The 20,898-nt window shown below is 64.6% G+C and carries 19 protein-coding genes and 1 tRNA gene; 6 read left to right on the top strand and 14 right to left on the bottom strand.

Going from position 1 to position 20,898, the window contains the following annotated elements:
- Positions 1 to 7: 7 nt before the first annotated feature.
- The 8 genes from I6F20_RS05310 to I6F20_RS05345 all read right to left on the bottom strand — a co-directional run bounded on the left by I6F20_RS05310 (position 8) and on the right by I6F20_RS05345 (position 8,231).
- Positions 8 to 178, bottom strand: coding sequence for a hypothetical protein (locus I6F20_RS05310; protein WP_167361663.1), 171 nt, complete (start codon positions 176 to 178; stop codon positions 8 to 10).
- Positions 179 to 502: 324 nt separating this feature from the next.
- Positions 503 to 661 (bottom strand): hypothetical protein, encoded by a 159-nt coding sequence (locus I6F20_RS05315; protein WP_164936882.1) that lies wholly within the window; start codon positions 659 to 661, stop codon positions 503 to 505.
- 207 nt (positions 662 to 868) lie between these two features.
- Positions 869 to 1,063: a hypothetical protein gene (locus I6F20_RS05320; protein WP_225112456.1), complete on the bottom strand. Its 195-nt coding sequence runs from the start codon at positions 1,061 to 1,063 to the stop codon at positions 869 to 871.
- Positions 1,064 to 2,510: 1,447 nt separating this feature from the next.
- A complete protein-coding gene (locus tag I6F20_RS05325; protein WP_225112455.1) occupies positions 2,511 to 2,702 on the bottom strand; it encodes a hypothetical protein in 192 nt (63 codons plus the stop codon).
- Between the two features lie 116 nt (positions 2,703 to 2,818).
- Positions 2,819 to 3,166: a response regulator gene (locus I6F20_RS05330; RefSeq protein WP_036012559.1), complete on the bottom strand. Its 348-nt coding sequence runs from the start codon at positions 3,164 to 3,166 to the stop codon at positions 2,819 to 2,821.
- Positions 3,167 to 4,357: 1,191 nt separating this feature from the next.
- Positions 4,358 to 4,433: transfer RNA gene (locus tag I6F20_RS05335), tRNA-Lys, on the bottom strand.
- 315 nt (positions 4,434 to 4,748) lie between these two features.
- Positions 4,749 to 7,412: a glycosyltransferase gene (locus I6F20_RS05340; RefSeq protein ID WP_225125304.1), complete on the bottom strand. Its 2,664-nt coding sequence runs from the start codon at positions 7,410 to 7,412 to the stop codon at positions 4,749 to 4,751.
- Between the two features lie 231 nt (positions 7,413 to 7,643).
- Positions 7,644 to 8,231 (bottom strand): hypothetical protein, encoded by a 588-nt coding sequence (locus tag I6F20_RS05345; RefSeq protein ID WP_036012549.1) that lies wholly within the window; start codon positions 8,229 to 8,231, stop codon positions 7,644 to 7,646.
- Between the two features lie 327 nt (positions 8,232 to 8,558).
- Between I6F20_RS05345 and I6F20_RS05350 the strand changes: the two genes are divergently transcribed.
- Positions 8,559 to 10,118 (top strand): glycoside hydrolase family 17 protein, encoded by a 1,560-nt coding sequence (locus I6F20_RS05350; RefSeq protein ID WP_225125306.1) that lies wholly within the window; start codon positions 8,559 to 8,561, stop codon positions 10,116 to 10,118.
- On the opposite strand, the gene I6F20_RS05355 is transcribed toward I6F20_RS05350, so the two are convergent.
- Complete coding sequence (locus tag I6F20_RS05355) at positions 10,078 to 10,458, bottom strand: hypothetical protein (protein WP_036012544.1); 381 nt, start codon at positions 10,456 to 10,458, stop codon at positions 10,078 to 10,080. The genes I6F20_RS05350 and I6F20_RS05355 overlap by 41 nt on opposite strands.
- Before the next feature lie 141 nt (positions 10,459 to 10,599).
- Here I6F20_RS05355 and I6F20_RS05360 point away from each other — a divergent pair, with 141 nt between their 5' ends.
- Positions 10,600 to 10,746, top strand: a complete 147-nt coding sequence (locus tag I6F20_RS05360) for a hypothetical protein (protein WP_156447140.1) — start codon at positions 10,600 to 10,602, stop codon at positions 10,744 to 10,746.
- 35 nt (positions 10,747 to 10,781) lie between these two features.
- Here I6F20_RS05360 and I6F20_RS05365 read toward each other — a convergent pair whose 3' ends face one another.
- From I6F20_RS05365 to I6F20_RS05375, 3 genes are all read right to left on the bottom strand, one after another.
- On the bottom strand, positions 10,782 to 10,937 hold the full coding sequence (locus tag I6F20_RS05365; protein ID WP_162131179.1) for a hypothetical protein: 156 nt from the start codon (positions 10,935 to 10,937) through the stop codon (positions 10,782 to 10,784).
- A gap of 117 nt (positions 10,938 to 11,054) precedes the next feature.
- On the bottom strand, positions 11,055 to 11,495 hold the full coding sequence (locus I6F20_RS05370; protein ID WP_036012541.1) for an MgtC/SapB family protein: 441 nt from the start codon (positions 11,493 to 11,495) through the stop codon (positions 11,055 to 11,057).
- A gap of 133 nt (positions 11,496 to 11,628) precedes the next feature.
- Positions 11,629 to 13,008 (bottom strand): hypothetical protein, encoded by a 1,380-nt coding sequence (locus tag I6F20_RS05375; protein ID WP_225125308.1) that lies wholly within the window; start codon positions 13,006 to 13,008, stop codon positions 11,629 to 11,631.
- 174 nt (positions 13,009 to 13,182) lie between these two features.
- Between I6F20_RS05375 and glmU the strand changes: the two genes are divergently transcribed.
- Positions 13,183 to 14,538, top strand: a complete 1,356-nt coding sequence (gene glmU / locus I6F20_RS05380) for a bifunctional UDP-N-acetylglucosamine diphosphorylase/glucosamine-1-phosphate N-acetyltransferase GlmU (RefSeq protein WP_036012526.1) — start codon at positions 13,183 to 13,185, stop codon at positions 14,536 to 14,538.
- Positions 14,539 to 14,544: 6 nt separating this feature from the next.
- On the opposite strand, the gene I6F20_RS05385 is transcribed toward glmU, so the two are convergent.
- Positions 14,545 to 14,763, bottom strand: coding sequence for a hypothetical protein (locus tag I6F20_RS05385; RefSeq protein WP_036012532.1), 219 nt, complete (start codon positions 14,761 to 14,763; stop codon positions 14,545 to 14,547).
- 221 nt (positions 14,764 to 14,984) lie between these two features.
- Here I6F20_RS05385 and glmS point away from each other — a divergent pair, with 221 nt between their 5' ends.
- The 3 genes from glmS to I6F20_RS05400 all read left to right on the top strand — a co-directional run bounded on the left by glmS (position 14,985) and on the right by I6F20_RS05400 (position 18,626).
- A complete protein-coding gene (gene glmS, locus I6F20_RS05390) occupies positions 14,985 to 16,811 on the top strand; it encodes a glutamine--fructose-6-phosphate transaminase (isomerizing) (RefSeq protein ID WP_225125309.1) in 1,827 nt (608 codons plus the stop codon).
- An 83-nt stretch (positions 16,812 to 16,894) separates the two neighbouring features.
- Positions 16,895 to 17,665, top strand: a complete 771-nt coding sequence (locus I6F20_RS05395; protein WP_036012517.1) for a DUF502 domain-containing protein — start codon at positions 16,895 to 16,897, stop codon at positions 17,663 to 17,665.
- 103 nt (positions 17,666 to 17,768) lie between these two features.
- Positions 17,769 to 18,626, top strand: coding sequence for an NAD(P)-dependent oxidoreductase (locus I6F20_RS05400; protein ID WP_036012514.1), 858 nt, complete (start codon positions 17,769 to 17,771; stop codon positions 18,624 to 18,626).
- Positions 18,627 to 18,774: 148 nt separating this feature from the next.
- On the opposite strand, the gene recG is transcribed toward I6F20_RS05400, so the two are convergent.
- Positions 18,775 to 20,883, bottom strand: a complete 2,109-nt coding sequence (gene recG, locus I6F20_RS05405; RefSeq protein WP_225125311.1) for an ATP-dependent DNA helicase RecG — start codon at positions 20,881 to 20,883, stop codon at positions 18,775 to 18,777.
- Positions 20,884 to 20,898: the final 15 nt, after the last annotated feature.

The following is a 20,898-nucleotide window of genomic DNA, read 5'->3' on the forward strand; positions in this document are numbered from 1 at the left end:
GTTCTGGCTAGGCCGCTTCCTCCTCGAACGAGGTATAGACCCGGCCTGTGGGATCAACGACCTGAACGTCCCAGCATCCGTCCTCGACCAGCTCCCTGGCCTTTTTGAGGGCCGCGGCGAGTGAGGACCGCTTGAGATTGACGACGCCCGCCGTGTCGAAACCGTTGATTTCAAACATGCCGTTCCTCCGGTTTTGGGGAATCCTACACGTTTCCGGCGCGATGTCAGCGGGTTTGTCAAAGTTTCAGTTGCTGGGCCTTGGCCTCCAACCGTATTCCTGATGGGAAATCGTGGCGGTGATGTCGGCCTCTTTGTCTGCCGAGAGGCGCCAGGCCGCCACTCCGAAGCACAACGTCAGGACCAGGGCCGTCGCAAGCAGAAGCATCGAGACGAAATGGCTCACGCGGGTCACCAGCGGTTGGAAGCTCCGAGAGAGCGAACACGGGCTGCCGATTCGAAAAATACAGACGGGCTGACCTAAAGCCCTGGTTTCCACATCAAGTCACACAGGACCAAAGGCGCTCACGATCCCGATCGTGATCGGGACCAGCGCGACGATCGTCCATAAGGCGGGCGAGCTGGAAGACAGACCGGCGAAAAAGATCAAAAGACCGAAGCCCACAAGGGCCGCCGAGATGGCATAGGCGAGTGCTTTTTCCATCGTTCGATCCACGAGGAAACGGGATGGATTGCGCCTGTAGGACTCAGTGCCGATCGAAACGTTCCCATGCTGATCTGGATTGGCGGTGCATCAGCATCTCCGCAGCTCCGCTCAGCATGTCGACCACCACTGCGGCTTCGAAGCCTGGAGCCACAAAATCACTGGGCCATGTCTGCGCGGATCGGGCACCGGATCCGCGGCGTGCTTCTAAGGCCGAGACGGGTCGGTCCCGGCCTTCCGCTCAACCATCGCCATTTCCACTTGGTCAGCAAGGACCGTGAGGTGGCTTGCGAGCCTGTCGAACACTTCGCGCTTGGCTGGATCGGTAGCCAAGTCGCGGATCAGGGCGCGTTCGGCCGCATCTTTGCCAAGTTTCTCGATCTGCGCCAGATAGTCCTTCATTGGCAATTGGCTTCGTTCTGCGCAAACAAAACGTACAAGCAATGTGCGAAAGCGAGCAGAAGCGATTGCCGATTTTTCCTAGTCTTCGGTGGCTTTGGCCTTCCCCAAAGGTCCAAGCACCTCCAGCGGCCCCGGCCTCACACCCCAAAAGCCCCCCACGGTCGGGGCCGTCATTGGCGCTAGGCGCGATTTGCGATCGTAGCCGTGGCGCCTGCCTCTGAGCGTTCGCGGATGGAGGAGCCGAGTCGCATCGCACGAACTGCGACAACGGCGCAGCACTCTTCAAAGGAACTGACTCCATGCCTCTGCATTCCTCGATTGCATGATTTTCCCACTTTTCGGTCGGCTCGTTGACGGAGGGGGTACATGGGCACTTTCGATCACACCGCTGTTCTGAAGCAGCGTTTCGATGAGCTTGCTTCTGGGCTTTCCGCATTGGAAGATCTGCGCTCGCGCGTAGTCGCAGCCGAGCAAATGCAAGAGAGGCATAGTCACGCGGGCAAGCCGCCCCCGACAATTCGCAAGGGTGGCAACCCTAAATCGCGATCAGCAGAAACCGATCGGCCAAAGAGGCGCTAGGCGCGGCCCCCGGTTCACGCTTCAGAACAAGGGCCGCCGCTCTGGAACAGCGGCCCTACCGGGTTACGATAGATCCGAGATGAAACTTGCCGGCCCCGGTAACGACATGTTCGTCCTGGAGGGACGTTCCTGCATCAACAAACGTGAATCCAAAGGAACGGCCCCGGGCGTCCCGGGGCTGGCTGCGGACACACCGAGGCCGCCCGACGCACCACTCAGCGTGGCACGCCGGGTGATATCGTCTGCTCAAACATTCGAGCTGGGTGTCTCAAAAGATACCGTCCAGCATTAAATTTTCGAGGTCTAGGCCAGAACCAGCCCCGACGGCAACGCGAACGGCGGCCGGTGAACACGTTCGAATGCGGCGCGCGAGAAAGGAGGCTGCAACCATTGGGCCTACCGGTTCACGCTGGCGAACCACCATCGTTCGCCGCACGCGACCTCTCCGCGCGTGAGGGCATCAGCAGAAGTAGCAATTGTTCAGCTCGCTCCTTGGTCAGATTGGCCGCCATATCGGTCCCGATCAGTGCTGGGCCCCTGCGTTCTCGATCGTAGACCATCCAACCCTTGCCGCCCATGCGAATGAAAAATCGGCTTTGCGACGGAACCTCGTCAGTCAATGAAGCATGCTCCCGATTTGCCCAGCACCTCTCAGGAAGCGGCATTCTTCTTTGTAGCTTCATTCGCATATGTGAATCGTTTCGGGAAAAAATGGCAATTGGTCGAGTTTTCGTTCACAGTTGAGTGCACTGTCACCGTAGATTGTCAGATCCGGCGGGCGGGCTGCTTGGAACGCCTCGCTTGACTTCACGACCCTGGTCACGCGCCAGCGGTTGTTGAGTTCGTGGGGAAGCCAATGATGTGCGCATCAACCGGCGAAGCTCCGGCCTTCCTGCGTCAGCTCGAAGCTCTCGCCATTTGCGCAGAGCAAACCCGCCTCGACCATTTGCTTGGCAAATGACAGGCTGCACACCGGCTGCGAGCCGCCCGGATGATACAGCCGCGTGCCCCGCGCGATCAGGTGCCCATACAGCAGAGCGAGCCGCAGCGGCCTGACCATCCCGGGCGAGACATTTGGCATTCCTGCCAAAGCGTGCGGAAGGCCCTTCGTTCCTGCGTGGAGTCGAACGACTGACAATTGTCAGTCTGCAAAGCAGTGACCGCGGCTGGCTGCAGCTAATCGCCCGCGAGCGACTGCATCGCTTCCAAGAGGCGTTCAAGCCCGAACGGCTTCTGGAGCATGATGCTGCCGGACACCGGACGCGGAGCGGCGTGCGTGTAGCCGGTGGCGTAGATCACAGGCATGCGCGGATTGGATTGCCTGCACTGGATGGCGACATCCCAGCCCGTCAGCGAGCCCGCCAACCTGATGTCGGTGAACAAGAGATCGGGTGTGGCTTCGGCACAGAGCTCGAGCGCGCGCTCGCCGCTATCAGCTTCCATCACCTCGTGCCCGTGAGTCTCCAGGATGTCGACCACCACGTCCCGGATCAGGTCTTCGTCTTCGGCTACAAGAACCCGCAAGTCTCCCTCCAGTCGCGCTCTTCGTCCACGACATGAGGACCCATGCGCAGAAAACATAGTGCCGGCTGGTCGGCGCCGCCTCCGCCAACTCGGCCGACGAGCCAGCGAGACTCAAGCTGGAACGGGTGACCTTTGTTCCTGCCCACCTGCTGAGCCGGACGGCATTTCGATTTTTGCTACTTGATTTTATTGGTGAGCGCGCTGGGGCTCGAACCCAGGGCCGGGAGCCTGGATCGGGCAATGAACCAAGAGCATGCGAGGCGACTATTTCACCGACATGGAGCAGGACGACAGCGACGCTGAGGACGATGATCCGGGGGAGGCGAAGCAGCAGGCTCCGGAAATGTGCCCGTGCGCTTGATTCTGCTCATGCCATAGCGGTTGTCTCACGAGTCTCGAAATCGAACGCTGCCGGGCTCGAAATACATGTCCCGGCAGCGTGTCATTCTCAAACTGAGCGCTGAAATCCCAGTTGGCTTCGACTGTGCAACGGACATGCCACAGGCTTGTGACAGGAGCCCGCCGGTTCGCGCTGGCGGGCCTTTGATAGCTTAATAGTAATGGCGCCTTGGGCGGTGATAATAGTCGCCATAACCGTAATATCCCTGCCGGCCCTGCTGAAACTGTGGCGGCACCGTGCCGTTGGGGTAGCACCGACCGTCTCGAATATCGACGTCGGCGCCGTGGCCGCATCGGACGGGATGTCTACCGTAGCCTCCACCGTAACCTCCGCCGCCGCGATGATAGTACTGCCGCGCAGCCTGTTCTTGAGGAGGGAGGGCTCCGTTCGGATAACACATGCCGTCTCGGGCGCTCAGGTCCCAACCGTGGCCGCATGGAGGAGGGTGTCTTGGCACACCATACTGGACCTGCTGGATGGGTGGCTGAACCAGCCCCGGCACGGGCGGGCCCATAAGTAATGCTGCGGCGAGCACGGAAACGATCATCTGAGAATCTCCATGGGGCGCAGCGTGCCTCAGCACGTATGAACCCGCTGTGAATGGCACGGCTCACGTTGGCGGCTTCTTCGCAAAGCCTAGGGTTAGCACCATAACCTCTGCCAAGAGAACCCAGCCGACAATATCGATGGCGGTCATGGCTGCACCCGGCGAGTGTGCACACTGTGTGCAGGCCCTAAAAATCCCCTCAACTCGAAGGGCTGAATTTTGGCTCTAGGTGCTTGATTTAGCTTGGTGAGCGCGCTGGGGCTCGAACCCAGGACCCCGTGATTAAAAGTCACGTGCTCTACCGGCTGAGCTACGCGCTCCCATGGCCGCTGATGGCTCGAAGAGATCGCCATCGTGTTCGGACATTCGAGAGGCATGTCTTGCCGCTTCGCCTAGAGATCGCGTCGCGGGGAAAACCGGCTGTTTCCGGATCATGCCTTCGGCCCGCGCTGTGTAGGGGGAGTGGCTGCGGAGGTCAATAGTGCGGGTGGTTGCCGAAGATCGCGGCAGGAGCGGGGATTTGCCTGGGCTATCCGTCGCTTAGGCCAAAATTCTCAGCTCGATTGGCGGCCGGTCATCCACGCCGGAGACCGCGTGATTCCAGGCACGAGGCCGAAGACCGGCGTGGAGCAGGATCAGTTCGTCTCCCGCCGCACCTCGCTCGGCACCGGCTGCGGCGTGCCGGTCGGGTGGGGCAGCGCGACCGGACGCAGGCCGATCAGCTCGGCGGTGCGGATCGCGCTGTCGCGCCAGAACTGGAACGAGTTGATGCGGCTGAGCTCGAGGATGGCGATGGCGACCGCGGCGAGGAACGGCAGGCTCTGCAGCACCAAGACGCCGGCGAAGATGTAGATCTCGGTGATCTGCTTGTAGCTGTTGGTGGCGATCAGCACGCCGGCGCCGACCAGGAGCAGGGTGCCGATCACGGCTTCCCAGAATGCCTGGAACTCGATCGACATGCGGGACAGGCCGCCTTTGGAGGTGCGGGCGAAGGCGATGTGCTCGGTGATCAGGCCCTGCGCCACCGCGCGCGACACCGTCCATTGCACGCTCATCGCCGCGATCATGGCGCCCAGCATCTGGCCGGGCTTGATGGCGACGCGGGCGCGGTACATCGACAGGAAGTGCACCAGCGAGACGATGAACGCGCCGACAATCGGCAGCGTCAGGATCTTGTCGGGAATGGCGATGTCGGCGAAGGCGACGATCGGCACCCAGATGAGGTTGAGCAGCGCCACGACCACGCCGAGGCTTTCGGCGCCCAGCCAGTTCAGCCAGCCGAGGCCATATTCGCGCTTCTGGTCGGGCGTCAGCCGGCTTGCGCCGGGCAGGAAGCGGCGCCAGTGCTTCTTGACGATCTGCAGGCCGCCATAGGCCCAGCGGTGCCGCTGCTTCTTGAAGGCCTCGTAGGTGTCCGGCAGCAGGCCTGCGCCGTAGCGGGTATTCGTGTAGTGGGTGGTCCAGCCGAGCTCTTGGATGGCAAGGCCGAGATCTGAGTCCTCGCAGATCGTGTCGCTCGACCAGCCGCCGGCCATGTCCATCGCGGCGCGGCGGATCAGGCACATCGTGCCGTGCACGATGATGGCGTTGGCCTCGTTGCGCTGGACCATGCCGATGTCGAAGAAGCCGGCATATTCGCCGTTCATGATGTAGTGCATGATCGACAGATCGCCGTCGCGGTGCTCCTGCGGCGCCTGCACGAGGCCGACGCGCGGGTCGGCAAAAGCAGGCACGAGGTCCTTCAGCCAATCGGGCTCGACGACATAGTCGGCATCGAGGATGCCGATGATCTCGGCATCCGCCGCGGTGCGGTCCATCGCAATCCGCAGCGCGCCGGCCTTGAAGCCCTGCACCTTCTCGGCGTTGATGAACTTGAAGCGTTCACCGAGCGCGCGGCAATGGTCCTGGATCGGCTGCCAGAAGGCGGGATCCGGCGTGTTGTTGATGATGACCACGCATTCGTAGTTCGGGTAGTTCAGCCGCGACAGCGCATCCAGCGTCTGCTTCAGCATCTCGACGGGCTCGAAATAAGCGGGGATATGGATCGAGACCTTGGGGCAGTAATCCTCGGGCACGTTCTCGACCGGCTTGTTCTTGGCGATCAGGCGCTGCGGCGGTCGGCCGAAGGCAACCGCGGCGATCTCGTCGATGCGCGCCATCGCGATGAGGACCAGCGGAACAAGGAGGATCATGCCGAGCGTCAGCGCGAAAGCCGAGCCGAACAAGAAGTAGTGGCCGTTCCAATAGGCGAACACGGTCGCGGCCCAGGCGCCGACGCCGTTGGCGGTCGCCGACAGCAGGAAGGCTTGCCTCGCGGTCGCCTTCTCGATCCGCAGGATCGGCAACGACAGCAGCACGCCGACCAGCAGCGCGATGCCCATCAGCTTCCAATAGTCGGGGTTCTCGACCGGGCCGGTCCAGGCGAATTTCGGCTCGCCGCTGGCATTGAGGACGCCCCAATACGGACCGACGCCGCCTTCGAAGAATTTCCAGGGCCGATCGAGGGCTTCGACGATGTTGTAGTCCATGCCGAGCGCTTCGGCGCGGGTGACGAAGTTGCGCAAGGTCAGCGCCTGCTGGAACGGACCTGGATCTGCGTTGCGCAAATTATAGCCTGCGCTCGGCCAGCCGAACTCGGCGATCACGATGCGCTTGCCCGGGAACTGATTGCGCAGAAGGTTGTAGCGGTCCACGGCCTGGTCGACGGCCTGATCCGAACGGAAGTTTTCCCAATAGGGCAGCACGTGCGCGGCGATGAAGTCGACGCTGGAGGCGAGGTCCGGAAAATCGCGCCAGATGTTCCAGATCTCGCCCGTCGTCACGGGAACACGGACCGCGCTCTTGACCTTCTTGATCTTGCTGATGAGGTCCTCGACCTTCATCTCGCCGCGGTAGATCACCTCGTTGCCGACCACGATGCCGATCACGTTGCTGTTCTTGCGGGCGAGCTCGATGGCGGCCTTGATCTCCCGCTCGTTGCGATCCTCGTCCTTGTCGATCCACGCGCCGACCGTGACCTTGAGGCCGAACTCGGCCGCGATCGGCGGCACCAGCTCGCTGCCTTCCGTCGCGGTGTAGGACCGGATCGCTCGCGTGAGGGTCGAGAGCTTCTTCAAGTCCGCGCGAATCTTGTCGGGGTCGACGTTGAGGTCGACGGCATGGCCCGGTTCGAACGGCGTATAGGACAGGCTCGGCACCAGGCCCTTGAAGTCCGGCGCAGGTTCCCTGTCGCGCAGGACTCCCCAACTGCCTGCGTGGAGCGCAGACACGAGCAACAGAACGGCGGCGACAACGCGCATCGCGGCTAAACCAATAGGGGCTGAGGTGGCAGGGAAGCGGATCCGACCCCGAGATCCGACCAAGTCCGCGGCAAAGGGAGCATATCTCTGCCGCGCGGTTTCACAACTGTCATGGCCTCATGTCCTTATGAGGGCATGGCCTTTTCGAACGACGCGCGGCAGTGCCAACCGTCTCTATGGCCGGTCGTTCCTGAACGGCAGCTGAAACGACCGGAGCTATTTTGGCTTGGGCTATTTCGCCGGCGTGGGGGACGGGCTTGCCGCAGGCGAGGGGCTCGCGGCCGGCTGCGGCTGCGCATTGGCGGCCGGCGCTGCCGGCTGAGCGGCCGCGGCCGCCGCCTGCTGCGGCTGGGCGGCCGGGTTGATCCAGCACGCGTGCACGCGGCTATCCAGAGTTTCGGCCACCTTGGGGTCGATCTGGCCGCCGAAACGGGTCAGGCAGCGGAACGCGGCCTGGATGTGGCCGCCGGGACAGCCGAAGCGGTCGTAGAGGTCGAGATGACGGAATGCGGTATCGAGGTCGTCCCGCCACATCAGCCGCACCACGCGCCGGCCGAGCCAGACGCATTCGGGATTGCCGGCCGGGCCGTTGATGACCTGGGCGGCTTCTGCGAACTCGTCGGTGCGGCGCTGATTCTGGGCGGCGTCCTTGGCGGCGTCGGCGGGCTGGGCGGCCGCCTTGCCCTGTTCGGGGCCCGGCGGACCGCTCTGGGCGGAAGCGCCGCCAGCACCGGTCAGAACGAGCAGGCAGGAGACGGCCAAGGTGGCGGCGAACTGCCGCAGGACCGCATTTCGTGACTCGAACACCCGTTGCCGCATGAATTCCCCAATGTATCCGCTGGCCGTCCGCGTCAGGAGCCCCGCGGACGCGCTAGCTGATGGCGTCCAAATGGGTCTCCAATGCGGCGGAAAAGTCTTTCGGAGTCCATGACCTGTATTTCGAATTTTGTCCAGCAAAGTCACGATCCTAGATCCCGGTGAACCGGCGCAGGTAAATTCCTTGGGGGCGCAAGGGATCCACCGGACGTGCCCCCTTGGCAGACGGCGTGCGAGAAGGTAATCGACGGCCCTTCGCGGAGGACGGAACCGATTTCTCTTCGTACGCCACTGGCGCTTCTGCTCGTCTCACTGGGTGCGATCGCTGCCGTGTGGTGGTGGCTTGCCACGCCGATCACGCTCGCGCGCGCCCCGATCGATCCCGCCGACAAGGTTCAATGCGTCTCCTACGCGCCGTTCCGCGGCGAGCAGTCGCCGCTGGACGCATGGACCCATATCGATGCCGACCAGATCGAACAGGACCTGCGCCAGCTCAAGGAGATCACCGACTGCGTCCGCACCTATTCGCTGGAGAACGGGCTCGACCAGGTGCCGGCGATCGCCGCCAAGGTCGGCGGGATGAAGGTGCTGCAGGGCATCTGGCTCTCGAGCAACCGCACCAAGAACTACGAGCAGGCCGGGCTCGCCATTCGCCTCATCAAGCAATTCCCTGACGTCATCACCTCCGTCATCGTCGGCAACGAGGTGCTGCTGCGCGGTGAGATGACGACGGCGGACCTCGTCGCTCTCATCCGCCTGGTGAAGACCCAGGTCGGCGTGCCCGTGACCTATGCCGATGTGTGGGAATATTGGCTGAAGAACCGCGAGGTGTATGACGCCGTCGACTTCGTCACGATTCATATCCTGCCCTATTGGGAGGATTTCCCGATCAGGGCGAAGTTCGCTGCCGCCCATGTCGAACAGATCCGCGAGCGCATGGCGGTGGCGTTTCCCGGCAAGGAGATCCTGATCGGCGAAACCGGCTGGCCGAGCGCGGGCCGCATGCGCGACGGCGCACTGCCCTCGCGCACCAATCAGGCGCGCGTCGTCTCGGAAATCCTCGGCCTTGCGAAGGCGCAGAAGTTCCGCGTCAATCTCATCGAGTCCTACGACCAGCCCTGGAAGCGCAGGCTGGAAGGCACCGTCGGCGGCTATTGGGGCCTCTACGACTCGGTGCGCAGGAGCCTGAAATATCCGCCGGGACAGCCGATCAGCAATTTCCCGTACTGGAAATGGTACATGGGCGCCGGGATGGGGCTTTCCGTGCTGGTGTTCGCTGTCGCGCTGATCACGCTGCGCCGCCGGCCGTGGACACCGCGTTTCCCGGCCTGGCTCGGCGTCGGCATCTCGGCGACGACCGCCGGAATCCTGCTCGGGATCGGCGCCGACAAGATGTACTACGAGAGCTACGGGATCGGCGGCTGGCTGCTCTGGGGCGCGTTGCTGCTGGACGGCATCCTGTCGCCGATTTTCTGCGCGCAGGCGATGGTGATCGGCCGCAGCCTGCCGACCTTCCTCGACCTGCTCGGCCCGCGCGAGGGCCGGAAATGGTCGAAGCTCACGGCGGTGCTCGGCCTGACGCTGGCGGTGACGGCGGTGATCGCTTCGGCGACCGCGCTCGGCTTCGTGTTCGACCCGCGTTACAAGGATTTTCCTTACGCCGCGCTGACGATGGCTGTGGTGCCGTTTGCGCTTCTGATGCTGAACCGGCCGCAGATCGGCCAGCGTCCGATCGCCGAAGCGGTGTTCGCGGGGGTGCTGGCGCTGTCCGCCGTGTACGTGCTGTTCAACGAAGGTCGCGACAATTGGCAGTCGCTATGGACCTGCGCGATCTATCTGTTGTTCGCGCTCACGCTGTGGCGGGCGCGGGCCGAGCAAAGCCAAGAATAAGCAGGCCGATCGCAAGGCCCGACAGCACGACATTGTAGAGCACGATGCCGAGGCCGGCGGCGATGAGGCCGACGGTCAGCAGCACGATCGACGGCCGCATCAGGTTCAGCGTCGCAACCACCAGCGCCACGATGCCGAACACCGAATTCTTGAACAGCACGGTCGAGACCGAGCGCGACTTGCAGACCAGGGTCTGAAGCCCGGCGTCGCAGGCGAGCGCTACCTGCGAAAACTCGATCGCGAGATAGCGCACGTAGAGCGCGCAGCCGACGGTGACGAATCCGACCACGAGCAGGAACTGCACCTGGTAGGGCGTGAGGCGGAAGGGCTTCTTTGTCATGGCCGCAATATGGTCGGGAAGGCGCGGCCAGGCAACAGGGCAGGCGAGGTTTCTGTTGATCCGCCCGGGCACTCTCCAGGAACACGCGAGCCTCCCGCTGGTTCTCAACATTGTGTTGCCAACACCGCCTAGGAGTGAGGCATGGACAAGCCGACGCAGGAGCAGCTGAGCGAGCTCAAGAGGCTGAGCAAGGAGGCGCGGGTCGAGGATTGGTCGGACATCGTCCAGTCCAAGGACGAGGCGGAGATGCGCATCCGCGATCTGAAGGAGAAGGCGCGCATGGAATAGGTCATCGCCTGCGCCAAGGGGCGATCAGCAGGCGATCAATTGCGACCTTGCGTGTTCCGGCTCTGCTCCGCCAGCCGGCGCTCGTATTTTTCAGCCAAGGCGAGCAGTCGCTTCCTGATGTGGGGATCGGCCCGCTCGGCCAGTTCGCGGATCAACGCGAGTTGCTCCCGCAGAAAGTTCGCGTCCGTCATCTCCGCTCCGAATCAAGTCCGGTACGGAGTGTGCCGTGTCAGGTTGGTCTCGTTCGTATCATTTGGTACTTGGGCGGAGGCATGAAGCCGCTCACCGGCCATGTGCGACTACCAGACTTACTTCAACCCCAGGCGACGTTCGAGCCAGCTGAGCGCGAACAGCACGAATAACGTGACTGCGATGGCGGCGCCCACCAGCAGCCAGGCGCCCAGCGCGCAGGCGATGCCAAGACCGGCAGCGATCCAGACAGTCGCCGCCGTAGTGAGGCCATGAACCGTCTTGGCCTTGACGTCGTGCAGGATGACGCCCGCACCGATGAAGCCGACGCCGCTCAGCACGCCGGTAACAATGCCTTGGACCACCCTCGAGACTGCATCCGGGTGGTCGCGCAAATTCTGAAACTCGATCACGGAAATCGAGATCAGCGCAGAGCCCAAGGCCACCAGCGCCAGGGTGCGCATGCCCACCGGCTTGTCGTTCATGTCGCGGTCGATGCCGATCACGAGGCCCGTAGCCGCCGCGACGAGCAGTCTCAGCACATCATCCAGTTCGTTCATCAAGACCCGCGTTTCTGGAGGGGCGACGCTTCGCGCACGTCGGACATGGACCTGCGAACTTGCTGCCAAGCGCGGCCGAGGTCCAAGCGTCCGTTGGTCGCATGCTGGCGGCGTGCGCGCCGGGACCGAGGCGTCATTGTCGCCTGAAGAACGACGACAGCGTCGATCCCGCGGACGACGCTGCCGCCTCCGGTTTCGCCGGTGCTGGCGCCGGCTGCGCGGCGGGAGCGGGGGCGGGCTCGTCGCGCTTGGTGCGTTTTGAGGAGTAGCTGCGGCGGCGTTGCGGCTTTTCAGGCTTCGCGCTCGACACAGGCGCCGTTTCGGCTGGAGGGCCAGCGTCCTGGCTTGTCTCAGAACCCTTGTCCGGGACTCTGTCCTGAGTCTTCTCTTGCGTCTTGTCTTGTACCTTGTCCGGACCGCCACGCATCGACAGGCGCTGGCCATCGAACACGGTGGTCTCGCAGTGACGATTGCTCTCGGCGAGACCCGCGCAGAATTTTGCGGCGGCGGCGGCATTGACCAGGGGGCCGGCGCCCAGGCGGAGCTGCATGCCGAGGCCGGTGTTGCCTTCCTTGATCATGATGATCGGCCGCAGCGCTGCGATCTCCGGGTTGGACTTGGTCACGCCGCGCCAGAGCGCGCGCAGGCCGTCGACCGAGTTGGCGCCGCCGAGATCGATCGCAAAGCGCGTCTGCTGAACGGCGATGGCAGGGGATTCGCTCTCGGCTGGCTCTGGCGGCTTGGTTGCTGCCGCCACGATTTCGGCTGCGGCGGGCGCCGGCTCGGCCTTCTGCTCGGCTGTCTCAGGTTGAATCAGTTTCGACGCGGCCGGATCAGGTGGCGCCATGAGCGACTTGGCGGGCACCAGCGGAATGGTCGGCAGCGCCGAAGTCATGGCCGGATTCTGTTGCACGAGCGAGGCGGCGGCCGCGGTCTGCGGCGGCGGGCTCGGCGGCTCCTTCAACGTTTCCTTCTGAGCATCCTTTGGCGAATCCTTCTGAGCATCCTTGGCGGCTTCGCTGCGCGGCTTCTCGCTCGTCGCCGTCGGCGTCGAAGCGACCGGCGCGACATTGGGAGCCGCGGGTGCTGCGTCCTGCGGCTTCGCGCCCGGCGGCGGCGCGGCCGCTTGCTTGGCAATGGCGCCGGTGACGGAATCGAGCCCTTGCTCCAGCACGGTGACGCGCGAATACAGCCGGTCGCGGTCGCTGTTCAGCGTCTCGATCGCGGCGGTGAGCCGGCGCGCTTCGTTCTGGCTCTCCTTGGTCAGCAGCTGCAGCCGGTCGGCCTGGCGCACGAGATCGGCGGACGCAACCTGGTCGCGCCGCCAGCCGAGCTGGGCCTGGTTGGCCATCACGGCAATGACGACAGCGCCGACGGCCGCCACGCCCCACGAGCCCAGCCGCCACATCAAGCGCCCGTCGAAGGCGCTTTCCTCGGCCAAAAGTCCGGAGAACAGCCCGCCGGTCTCCTTGGTGGAGAAAGCGTCCGCCAGTGGGTCGGAATCCCTTGCCATGAATGTTAAGCGCCCAGCCCCGTCCGGCTTCCCCGAATCAATCAGGGAACATTAACAGGAAAAGCGCGCCGCACTTGAATTCCGGGCGTTTGCGGGGGTAGCAAGGCGATAGCTTCCGAGGGCGTTGCCGCCCGTCCGCGCCAATTTGATTCGGCCATAGCTGTCAGGATTTCGATGACCGCCCGTTCCAGCCTCACGATCGTGCTCGCCGCCGGCGAAGGCACGCGCATGCGATCGAGCCTGCCGAAGGTGCTGCATCCGGTCGCGCACCGGAGTCTGCTCGCGCATGTGCTCGCCGCCGCACCCAAGGGAACCGGCACCTCGCTCGCGGTCGTGATCGGTCCCGATCATCAGGCGGTCGCCGACGAAGCCAAGCGCATCCGTCCCGACGCGCTGACCTTCGTGCAGGCCGAGCGGCTCGGCACCGCGCATGCGGTGCTGGCGGCGCGCGAGGCGATCGCGAGCGGCGCCGACGATCTCCTCATCGCGTTCGGCGACACGCCGCTGATCTCGGCCGAGACCTTTGCGCGGCTGCGCGCGCCGCTCGCCCGCGGCGCAGCAATTGCCGCGCTCGGCTTTCGCGCCGCCGACCCGACCGGCTACGGCCGCTTCATCGTCGAGGGCGACCGCCTGGTTGCGATCCGCGAGCAGGCCGATGCCAGCGCGGACGAGCGCAAGATCGATCTGTGCAATGCCGGCGTGATGGCGATCGACGGTCGCCGTGCGCTCGACATTCTCGGGCAGATCGGCGATGCCAATTCCAAGGGCGAATATTATCTGACGGATGCGGTCGAAATCGTCCGCAGGCAGGGATGGGAGTCGGTGGTGATCGAAACCAGCGAGGACGAGGTGCGCGGCATCAACACCAAGGCGCAGCTCGCCGAGGCCGAAGCCGTAATGCAGGCGCGTTTGCGCAAGGCGGCGATGGAGGCCGGCGTCACGCTGATCGCGCCGGAGACGGTTTATCTGTCCACTGACACCGTGTTCGGCAAGGACGTGACGATCGAGCCGTTCGTGGTGATCGGCCCCGGCGTGTCGATCGCGGACGGCGCGGTGATCCACTCGTTCTCGCATATCGTCGAGACTACGCTCGGCAGGAAGGTCTCGATCGGACCCTATGCGCGGCTGCGGCCCGGCACCTCGCTCGGCGACGGCGCGCGCATCGGCAATTTCGTGGAGACCAAGGCGGCGACGCTGGAGGCCGGCGTCAAGGTCAACCATCTCTCCTATATCGGCGATGCCACCGTCGGCGCCAATTCCAACATCGGCGCGGGCACCATCACCTGCAACTACGACGGCTTCAAGAAGCACAAGACGGTGATCGGAAAGGGCGCCTTCGTCGGTACGAACTCCTCGCTGGTCGCCCCCGTGACGATCGGCAACGGCGCCTATATCGGCTCGGGCTCGGTGATCACGAAGGACGTCCCCGACGACGCGATGGCGCTGGAGCGGAGCCCGCAGACCATCCGGGAAGGCGGCGCGGCGCGCTATCGCGAGATGAAGACCGGCGGCAAGAAGCCGGAGACGTGAGCGGCGCTATTCTTCGTCGGCGAATTCGGAGAAGATCGCGCGGGTCAGGCGCCAGCCGCGCGGCTTGGCGCGCTTCACCGGCTCGCCTTCGGGATGCTTGATGAAGAGGGGCTTGTTCTCTTTGCCGCGCAGCGGCGGCGGCCAATGCGCAAGGTGCGTGCCCGTGGTCTCGCTGGCGCGCAGATACATCGACGACAGACCCTTGCGGTCGGATGAGCCTTTCATGGCCTGGTTCTCCTGACCCGAATCGTTGGCCAAATGTATTGACAATGAGTTAACGGGCGCGGTTTAAGGCCGGCCAATTCGACGCAGACAACGCAGCGGTCGCGGGCCCGTGCTGTCTCAATCAGCAATAATTATTGAGTATCTGGTTCCCTGCGATTTTCGCTAAAAACCGGGCGTGTCGTTTAGGCGATTTTTCGACGATTTGGGGGATAGTGATCCGCATGTGCGGGATTGTCGGCATTCTCGGGCGCGAGCCGGTTGCAGAGCAATTGGTGGATTCGCTCAAACGCCTCGAATATCGCGGCTACGATTCCGCGGGCGTGGCCACGCTCGAAGGCAAGCACCTGGAGCGCCGCCGCGCCGAGGGAAAGCTGAAGAATCTGGAGAAGCGGCTGGAGGCCGAGCCGCTCAAGGGTACCACCGGCATCGGTCACACGCGCTGGGCCACCCACGGCAAGCCGACCGTCAACAACGCCCACCCGCACGCGACCGAGCGCGTCGCCGTGGTCCACAACGGCATCATCGAGAATTTCCGCGAGCTGCGCGAGGAGCTCGAAAAGAAGGGCACGGTGTTCCACACCGAGACCGACACCGAGATCGTGCTGCATCTCGTCGACGATTTGCTCACGCGCGGCAATAAGCCCGTGGAAGCGGTGAAGCTGACGCTGGCGCGCCTGCGCGGCGCCTTCGCGCTCGGCTTCATCTTCGCCGGCGACAACGACCTCATGATCGGCGCCCGCAACGGCCCGCCGCTGGCGATCGGCTACGGCGACGGCGAGATGTATCTCGGCTCGGACGCCATCGCGCTCGGCCCGTTCACCGACACGATCAGCTATCTCGAGGACGGCGACTGGGCGGTGCTGACCCGCAAGAGCGCCGCGATCTTCGACAAGGACGGCCAAGCCGTCCAGCGCGACAAGATCAGGCACGCCGCCTCGACCTCGCTGGTCGACAAGGCCAATTACCGTCACTTCATGGCCAAGGAGATCCACGAGCAGCCGGAGGTGGTCGGCCACACGCTGGCGCGCTACGTCGACATGGCAACCGAGCGCGTCGCGCTGCCGGTCGCGCTGCCGTTCGATTTCAAGAACATCCAGCGCATCAACATCACCGCTTGCGGCACAGCGAGCTATGCCGGGTTCGTCGCCAAATACTGGTTCGAGCGCTTTGCGCGCCTGCCGGTCGAGGTCGACGTCGCCTCCGAATTCCGCTACCGCGAGGCCCCCTTGCGCAAGGGCGACCTCGCCATCTTCATCTCGCAGTCGGGCGAGACCGCCGATACGCTGGCGGCGCTGCGCTATGCCAAGGCCGAGGGCGTGCATACGATCGCGGTCGTCAACGTGCCGACCTCGACGATCGCGCGCGAGAGCGAGACGGTGCTGCAGACGCTGGCGGGACCCGAGATCGGCGTCGCCTCGACCAAGGCGTTCACGTGCCAGCTCATGGTGCTGGCAAACCTTGCGATCGCGGCCGGCAAGGCGCGCGGCGAATTGTCGGACGAGGACGAGACCAAGCTGGTCCACGGGCTCGTCGAGGTCCCGCGCCTGATGGCCGATGCGCTCACGAGCGAGCTCCAGATCGAGAAGTTGGCGCACCGGATCGCCAAGTCGCGCGACGTGCTCTATCTCGGCCGCGGCACCAGCTTCCCGCTGGCGCTCGAAGGCGCGCTCAAGCTGAAGGAGATCTCCTACATCCACGCCGAGGGCTATGCCGCCGGCGAGCTCAAGCACGGCCCCATCGCGCTGATCGACGAGACCATGCCGGTCGTCGTCATCGCACCCCACGACCGCGTGTTCGAGAAGACCGTCTCCAACATGCAGGAGGTCGCCGCGCGCGGCGGCAACATCATTCTGATGACCGATGCCAAGGGCGCGGCGGAGGCGACGGTCGAGTCCCTCGTCACCATCGTCATGCCCGATATGGCAGCAGCCTTCACGCCGATGGTCTATGCTGTCCCGGTGCAGCTGCTCGCCTATCACACGGCCGTCGTGATGGGGACCGACGTCGACCAGCCGCGCAACCTCGCAAAATCGGTGACCGTGGAATAGGCAATCTGGATATCGATCGGCCGCTCTCTTCCAAAACCTGCTAGAAGACCCTAGCTTGTGGTAGCGACCGACCTGGAACCCGAATGACCCCCCGCGACGACGCGCCTGCGCCTCTTGATCCCGTTCCGGAACCGCATACCGGCCTGATGGGCCGTTTCCGCAATTATTTCCTGACCGGCCTCGTGGTGACGGGGCCGATTGCGATCACCCTCTATCTGGTCTGGTGGTTCGTTACCTGGGTCGACGGCGTGGTGCGGCCGTTCGTGCCGCTGGCCTACCGGCCGGAAACCTATCTTCCCTACGTCATTCCCGGCTGGGGACTGATTGTCGCATTCTTCACGCTGACGCTGGTCGGCTTCCTCGCGGCCAATCTGATCGGCCGCACGCTGGTCGATGTCGGCGAGACCTTTCTCGGCCGGATCCCGGCGGTGCGCGCGATCTATCGCGGCCTGAAGCAGGTGTTCGAGACGCTGTTCTCGGGCAAGGGCTCGAGCTTCCGGAAAGTGGGCCTTGTCGAGTTTCCTTCGCCGGGCATGTGGTCGATCGTGCTGATCTCGCAGTCGCCGAACGAGGACATCTCGCGCAGCCTGCCGGGGCAGGAGGAGCACGTGTCGGTGTTCCTGCCGTGCTCGCCGAACCCGACAACCGGCTTTTTCTTCTATGTCCCCAAGAGCAAGATCATCGAGGTCGATCTCACCGCCGAGGACGCCGCGACGCTGATCATGTCGGCCGGCGTGGTGCAGCCGGGCTCGTCGCCCGATCCGAAGAAGGCGGCCGCGCTTGCGGGCATGGCGAATGCCGCGCGTATCGCCAATGCCTCCACGCTCCGGCCCGAGCCTGCGAAGGCGGAGTAGGGCCATTCCGTTGCGGGATGGTCGCGTTCACGCGGGCGCATTCGTCCTCTGCTAGGCTCAGGTCGACCGAACCTGCCGCTCGGAATTCGACCTGGAGTGCACGATGTCCAAAACCATTGCGATCCTCGCCCCCGGCGCGATGGGCAGCGCCGTGGCCCGCCGCCTCAGCGAGAACGGTGCGCGCGTGCTGACGTCGCTCAAGGGGCGGAGCGAGGCGACGCGCAAACGCGCCGCGGACGCCGGAATGGTCGGCGCCGAGGACGATGCGATCGCGGACGCCGACATCATCCTCTCGATCGTGCCGCCGGGCGAAGCCGTCGCGCTGGCCGAACGGCTGGCCGCGCTGATCGTCAGGCGCGAGAAGAAGCCGGTCGTGGTCGATTGCAACGCCGTCAATGTCGATACCGTGCAAAGAATTGAGGAGATCATCGGGTCGGCGCAGGCGCCGTTCGTCGATGCCGGCATCATCGGCTTTCCGCCGCAGCCAGGTGGCAAGAGCCCGGCCTTCTACATGTCGGGCGAGCATGCCAAGGACGTTGCCGTGCTTGGGGATCTCGGCCTCGACGTGCGGATCGTCGAAGGCCCGGTCGGCGCGGCCTCGGCGTTGAAAATGTCCTATGCCGGCATCGTCAAGGGCCTCGCCGGCATCGGATCGGCGATGGTGGTCGCAGCCACGAAGGCGGGCGCGGCCGATGCACTGCGCGACGAGCTCGCGCTGAGCCAGCCCGGCATCTTGGCGCGGCTCGAAGTCGCGCTGCCCGACATGATCCCGAAGGCCTATCGCTGGGTCGCCGAGATGCGGGAGATTTCAGGATTCCTCGGGCCCGATCATCCGGCCAGCCAGATCTACGAGGGCTTTGCGCGGTGGTTCGAGCATCTGGCGGAGGATGCGAAGGGGGAGGCTGTGGATGCCGCGTTGATGAAGACCTTCGCGGCGAGCATCGCGCGGAAGAAGGCCTGATCAGCAGCCTCGGCCCCGGATTTGAAAGTCGAAGTCTCTCCATGCGTCATTGCGAGCGCAGCGAAGCAATCCAGAGTCCCTCCGAGGAAAGATTCTGGATTGCTTCGCTGCGCTCGCAATGACGCGGTGGAGACACTGCGTCCAACGGCTAACCCGCTCCGATCAACGGGATCGCTTCGTCTCGTTCGTACAGATACAGTAGGCAGCGCAGCGCCTCGCCGCGCTCGCTCTTCAGCTTGGGATCATCTTTAAGGATCCGCAGCGCCTCGTCTCTGGCCTGGGCGATCAGCTGGCCGTGCACCTCCGGACGCGCGATGCGGTAGCCGGGCAGGCCGCTCTGGCGCACGCCCAACACGTCGCCTTCGCCGCGCAGCTTCAGGTCCTCCTCGGCGATGCGGAAGCCGTCGGTGGTCTCGCGGATCACTTTCAGCCGCGCCTTCGACATCTCGCCGAGCGGCTCGCCATAGAGCAGGATGCAGGTCGAGGCCTCCGAGCCGCGTCCGATGCGGCCGCGCAGCTGGTGGAGCTGGGCAAGACCGAAACGCTCGGCGTTCTCGATCACCATGATGGTGGCGGCCGGGACGTCGACGCCGACCTCGATCACGGTGGTGGCGACCAGGAGGCCGATGTCGTGCGCGGCGAACTGGGCCATGACGCGGTCCTTCTCGGTGCCCTTCATCTGGCCGTGGACGAGGCCGACGCGATCGCCGAAGCGCTTTTGCAGGGTCTCGAAACGCTTGGTGGCGTTGGTGAGATGCTCGGTGCCCTCAGCCTCGGACTCCTCGACCAGCGGGCAGATCCAGTAGACCAGCTTGCCGGCTTCGAGCGCACGGCCGACGCCTTCCATGACCTCGCCGATGCGGCTCATCGGCACGGCGCGGGTATCGATGGGCTGGCGGCCGGCCGGCTTTTCGCGCAGCTCGGAGATGTCCATATCGCCGAAATAGGTCAGCACCAGCGTGCGCGGGATCGGCGTTGCGCTCAGCACCAGCACGTCGACAGCCTCGCCCTTGGACGTCAGCGCGAGGCGCTCGCGCACGCCGAAACGGTGCTGCTCGTCGACGATGGCGAGCGCGAGATCCCTGAACGCGACATCGTCCTGGATCAGCGCATGGGTGCCGACGAGCAGGTCGATCCCGCCCTCGGCGAGCTCAGTGATGATCTCGCGCCGCTCCTTGCCCTTCTCGCGGCCGGTGAGGATCGCGACCCGCAATCCCGCGCGCTCGGCGAGCGGAGCGATGGTCTTGATGTGCTGGCGCGCCAGGATCTCGGTCGGGGCCATCAACGCGGCCTGCTTGCCGACCTCGGCGACCGCGGCGGCCGCGAGCAGCGCCACCACGGTCTTGCCGGAGCCGACGTCACCTTGCAGCAGGCGCAGCATGCGCAGCGGCTGCTTGAGGTCTTCGGCAATCGCCGCCGCAGCGTTGCGCTGTGACGGTGTGAGCGCGTAAGGAAGGGCATCGATGATCTTGTTGCGCAGATGCCCGTCGCCGGCATTGCGCACGCCCGCAGGACGGCGCAGCTGCGCGCGGATCAGGGCGAGCGCGAGCTGGCCGGCCAAGAGCTCGTCGAAGGCGAGGCGCGACCAGAACGGCCGGTCGGGCAAGATGTCGGTCAGCTCGACCGGCTGGTGCACGCGATTGAGCGCCTCCGCGATCGGCGGGAAGTCACATCGGCGCAGCACCTCCGGGCTGATCCATTCCGGCAGCGCGGGAAGCTTTTGCAGCGCCTGCGCGATCGCGCGGCGGAGCGAGCCGAGCGCGAGCCCTTCCGTCAGCCGATAGACCGGGTCGATCCCCGACAGCTTCGAGATCGCCTCCTCGTCGAGCACGCGATCGGGATGCACGATCTGCGGGATGCCGTCGTACATTTGCAGCGTGCCGGAGACGAAGCGCTTCTCGCCGACCGGCAAGAGCTTTTCGACAAAGCCCGGCTTGGCGCGGAAGAAGGTCAGCACCACGTCGCCGGTATCGTCGCTGGCGTAGACCAGATACGGCGCGCGCGAATTGCGCGGCGGCGGCGGGCGGTGACGATCGATCGTGACCTCCAGCGTCACCATGGTTCCAACGGCCGCGTCGCGGATCTTCGGCCGGGCCCGGCGGTCGATCACCTGGCTCGGCAGATGCAAGAGCAGATCGACCAGCCGCGGCGTCTCGCTGCGGCTGAGCAGGTACTGCAACAGCTTGTCCTGCTTCGGACCGACGCCGGGCAGGCTGGTCACGGGAGCAAACAGCGGATTGAGCAGGCTGGGGCGCATTCGGGGAATCTAAGA

The organism is Bradyrhizobium sp. IC3123, assembly GCF_020193625.1.
Taxonomy (GTDB): domain Bacteria; phylum Pseudomonadota; class Alphaproteobacteria; order Rhizobiales; family Xanthobacteraceae; genus Bradyrhizobium; species Bradyrhizobium yuanmingense.

Bases quoted from the DNA above. Each gene is read 5' to 3' on its own strand.
- I6F20_RS05310 (WP_167361663.1), bottom strand. From the start codon at position 178: ATGTTTGAAATCAACGGTTTCGACACGGCGGGCGTCGTCAATCTCAAG.
- I6F20_RS05315 (WP_164936882.1), bottom strand. From the start codon at position 661: ATGGAAAAAGCACTCGCCTATGCCATCTCGGCGGCCCTTGTGGGCTTC.
- I6F20_RS05320 (WP_225112456.1), bottom strand. From the start codon at position 1,063: ATGAAGGACTATCTGGCGCAGATCGAGAAACTTGGCAAAGATGCGGCC.
- I6F20_RS05325 (WP_225112455.1), bottom strand. From the start codon at position 2,702: ATGGTCAGGCCGCTGCGGCTCGCTCTGCTGTATGGGCACCTGATCGCG.
- I6F20_RS05340 (WP_225125304.1), bottom strand. From the start codon at position 7,412: ATGCGCGTTGTCGCCGCCGTTCTGTTGCTCGTGTCTGCGCTCCACGCA.
- I6F20_RS05345 (WP_036012549.1), bottom strand. From the start codon at position 8,231: ATGCGGCAACGGGTGTTCGAGTCACGAAATGCGGTCCTGCGGCAGTTC.
- I6F20_RS05355 (WP_036012544.1), bottom strand. From the start codon at position 10,458: ATGACAAAGAAGCCCTTCCGCCTCACGCCCTACCAGGTGCAGTTCCTG.
- I6F20_RS05360 (WP_156447140.1), top strand. From the start codon at position 10,600: ATGGACAAGCCGACGCAGGAGCAGCTGAGCGAGCTCAAGAGGCTGAGC.
- I6F20_RS05365 (WP_162131179.1), bottom strand. From the start codon at position 10,937: ATGACGGACGCGAACTTTCTGCGGGAGCAACTCGCGTTGATCCGCGAA.
- I6F20_RS05370 (WP_036012541.1), bottom strand. From the start codon at position 11,495: ATGAACGAACTGGATGATGTGCTGAGACTGCTCGTCGCGGCGGCTACG.
- I6F20_RS05375 (WP_225125308.1), bottom strand. From the start codon at position 13,008: ATGGCAAGGGATTCCGACCCACTGGCGGACGCTTTCTCCACCAAGGAG.
- glmU (WP_036012526.1), top strand. From the start codon at position 13,183: ATGACCGCCCGTTCCAGCCTCACGATCGTGCTCGCCGCCGGCGAAGGC.
- I6F20_RS05385 (WP_036012532.1), bottom strand. From the start codon at position 14,763: ATGAAAGGCTCATCCGACCGCAAGGGTCTGTCGTCGATGTATCTGCGC.
- glmS (WP_225125309.1), top strand. From the start codon at position 14,985: ATGTGCGGGATTGTCGGCATTCTCGGGCGCGAGCCGGTTGCAGAGCAA.
- I6F20_RS05395 (WP_036012517.1), top strand. From the start codon at position 16,895: ATGACCCCCCGCGACGACGCGCCTGCGCCTCTTGATCCCGTTCCGGAA.
- I6F20_RS05400 (WP_036012514.1), top strand. From the start codon at position 17,769: ATGTCCAAAACCATTGCGATCCTCGCCCCCGGCGCGATGGGCAGCGCC.
- recG (WP_225125311.1), bottom strand. From the start codon at position 20,883: ATGCGCCCCAGCCTGCTCAATCCGCTGTTTGCTCCCGTGACCAGCCTG.